3 protein-coding genes and 1 pseudogene are annotated in these 3,316 nt (G+C 34.1%); 1 reads left to right on the plus strand and 3 read right to left on the minus strand.

Annotated features, from left to right (window positions below):
- Positions 1-449, minus strand: a 449-nt coding sequence (locus ABWO04_RS10655) for a choice-of-anchor J domain-containing protein (RefSeq protein ID WP_353079684.1), incomplete at its 3' end; no start/stop codon positions are given.
- A 150-nt stretch (positions 450-599) separates the two neighbouring features.
- Between ABWO04_RS10655 and ABWO04_RS10660 the strand changes: the two genes are divergently transcribed.
- Positions 600-1,349, plus strand: a complete 750-nt coding sequence (locus tag ABWO04_RS10660) for a UDP-2,3-diacylglucosamine diphosphatase (protein WP_502903986.1) — start codon at positions 600-602, stop codon at positions 1,347-1,349.
- Between the two features lie 138 nt (positions 1,350-1,487).
- On the opposite strand, the gene ABWO04_RS10665 is transcribed toward ABWO04_RS10660, so the two are convergent.
- On the minus strand, positions 1,488-2,729 hold the full coding sequence (locus ABWO04_RS10665) for an MFS transporter (protein WP_353079686.1): 1,242 nt from the start codon (positions 2,727-2,729) through the stop codon (positions 1,488-1,490).
- Between the two features lie 201 nt (positions 2,730-2,930).
- Positions 2,931-3,316: pseudogene (locus tag ABWO04_RS10670) on the minus strand (single-stranded-DNA-specific exonuclease RecJ); the annotation flags it as partial.

Genomic DNA, 3,316 nt, shown 5'->3' on the forward strand with positions numbered 1-3,316 from the left:
TGTAAATCAATTACTTTTTCTTCATAAACATTTGCAACTGCAGTTAAAGAAGCCTCATCATAAGAAACAAGATTGGTAAAACTTGTTGGATTCGTTTGTGAAGTAGTAGAAATTTTAATGTCAAATAAACTACCTTGAACTCCAGTTTGAATGGTTTTAGTATAAAACCTTAACTGACCATTGGCAGGAACAGTAACGGCAGAGGTAACCATCCAGTCAATCGCCTGACCTGTAGTTACATTTTCTTTGTTAATCATTGCGGATTTACCAACTCCTCCGTAGGTAAAAACAGCTAAGTTAGTTTCAGACCAACTCTGACCTGCTCCAGTTCCTGTTTCAAATGTTGTCCAGCCAGTAGGAGGAAATGTTGCGCCTTCAAAGTTTTGGGATAGTTGTCCAAAAACACTGAAACCTACAAACATAAATAATAGTACAAGTAGTTTTTTCATTATAGTATTGTGTGATTAATTAATATTTTTAACTATACAAAAATATACATTTTTAGTAAACACCACCAATACATCGACAAATTGTATGTTTTTATCGTTAAAAAGCTGATTTTTGTGTGTTAATTTTTGCTAATTTTGTAAAAAACAAATATTTTGAATTCGAAAAAAATATATTTTGCTTCCGATCAGCATTTTGGTGCGCCAACTTCAGAAATTAGTTTTCTTAGAGAACAAAAATTTGTAGCTTGGCTAGACGAGGTTAAAAAAGACGCTGATGCCATTTTTTTACTAGGCGATTTATTTGATTTTTGGTTCGAATATAAAACGGTTGTACCAAAAGGTTTCGTTAGAGTTTTAGGAAAATTAGCTGAAATAAAAGACGCTGGAATTCCTATATATTTCTTTGTAGGAAACCACGATTTATGGATGGGCGATTATTTTGAAAAAGAACTCAATATTCCTGTTTATCACGATAATCAAGAATTTACCTTTAACGGAAAAACCTTCTTAATAGGTCACGGCGACGGAAAAGGTCCTGGCGATATGGGTTACAAACGGATGAAAAAAGTATTTACAAATTCTTTTTTTAAATGGTTGTTTCGTTGGTTGCATCCCGATATTGGCGTGAAATTTGCGCAATACTTATCGGTTAAAAACAAGCTTATTTCTGGCGCGGAAGACGTGAAATTTTTAGGTGAAGAAAACGAATGGTTGGTTCAATATTGCAAACGTAAATTAGAAACAAAGCATTATGACTTTTTTGTTTTTGGACACCGCCATTTACCTATGGAAATTACTTTAAATGAACAATCGAAATACATCAACTTAGGTGATTGGATTGGCTATTTTACCTACGGCGTTTTTGATGGCGAAACATTTGAATTGAAAAAATACGAATAACAAAAGTGCTTTTGAAAACGAATTTGCGTTAGGGATGGAAGCGGCATCCTCCGATAAACAAAAACAAAAATTCATTTGTAGTTTTTGCTAATCGGAGATATAGCGTACAGCCCGACCCTTGTGGTAACGCCCAAAAAATTATTTTTCTATTTCTAAATTTCTGAATTTTGGCGAAGCCATTGCGGTGGTTCCTGCTACGAATAAAGTCATTATACCTCCAAAAACTACCGCATTTACCACTCCGAATAATTTAGAGGTGAGTCCGCTTTCAAAGGCCCCTAATTCGTTTGAAGAACCCACAAAAATGGAATTTACGGAAGAAACTCTTCCCCGCATATCATCGGGTGTGTAAATTTGCAAAATTGTGGAACGAATAACCACGGAAAATCCATCGGTAACACCACTTAAAAATAATGCAATTACCGAAATCCAAAAGTTTTGGGATAATCCGAAAACGATTATACAAATTCCGAATCCGAAAACAGCTAATAGTAATTTTTTACCTGTATTTTTTTCGATGGAAAACATCGTAGAAGCCAACATAGTTAGTAATCCACCAATGGCTGGTGCGGCTCTTAAAATTCCGAAACCTTCTGAACCTACTTGTAAAATATCTTGTGCAAAAATGGGCAATAAGGCAACTGCTCCACCAAATAAAACCGCAAACATATCTAATGAAAGTGCGCTTAAAATAATTTTATTTTGAAATACAAATCTAATTCCGGCCTTTAAACTTTCGGAAATGGGTTCGCCAATTTTTGTATTTAAAATGGGTTTTTTACTGATTTGTAACAGCATAAAAATTCCTAAAAAAATAGAAATTGTTACAAAAATCATAGAGTTGAAAACGCCAATTCCGCCAATTAAAAATCCAGCTAAAGCGGGACCGATTACGGCAGAAACTTGCCAAGATGAACTTCTCCAAGTAGCCGCGTTTGTAAATTGTGTTTTTGGCACAATTAATCCTAACAAACTAAAAACAGAAGGAATGATAAATGCACGAATGATGCCGCCTAAAAAAACCAAGGCATAAATAGCATATAAAAAAGGTTGTTTTCCAATGATTTTAGCGGTTTCAGGATGAACTAAATAACAAAATAAAATACTGATTGTTGCCGTTCCTGCAAAACATTTGAGCAGCATATTTCTTTTTTCAGATTGGTCTACGATATGCCCAGCAAACAGCGCCATAACTATAGCCGGAATTACTTCCATAAGCCCAATTAATCCTAATGACCAAGGGTCTTTGGTAATTCGGTATACTTCCCATTCAATCAAGACAAATTGCATGGACCAAGCCAATACAATAGCTAATCGCATAAGTATAAACCAACGAAATTCTGGTATTCGTAAAGCTGAAAATGGGTCTTTTTTTGTCATTCTATGGGTACACAGATTAAACGGATTATATTAATTGGAAAAATTTTTTCTTTTTCTTAACCGCAAAGTTCGCAAAGTTTTTCGCAAAGCACACAATGAAATTATGAATTGTAAATGGTGAACGACTGTTTACTTTTTACTTTTTACTTTTTACTTTTAATTGGTTCTTTTCACTTTTAACTTTGTTACTATGCAGCTTTGCTACTTTTTACTTTTATTTACTCTTACATCGCGCAATTGCAATTGTAAACTAACCGTTCCGTTCCATTCGTTTTCTTCTAAAACATAAACGGCTTCAAACGGATTTCTGTTTTTTACAACAGCTATTTTATCTCCAAGTCCAAAACCAATGGCGTTGAAATTTGGCGAATTATTTTGTTTCACGAAGACTTTTAAATGTTCGGCATCGTTACCCAATGATTTAGCATAACCTGAATCGATAATATTTTTCGACAAAAAAACAGGTGTCATATTTTCTGGTCCAAAGGGTTCGAATTGTTTTAGAATACGCATAAATTTTTCATCAAGATCCGAAAAATTCATTTCTAAATCTACTGAGATTTCAGGAATTAATAAATCGGGATGAA

It is taken from the genome of Flavobacterium sp., assembly GCF_040382755.1.
GTDB lineage: Bacteria > Bacteroidota > Bacteroidia > Flavobacteriales > Flavobacteriaceae > Flavobacterium.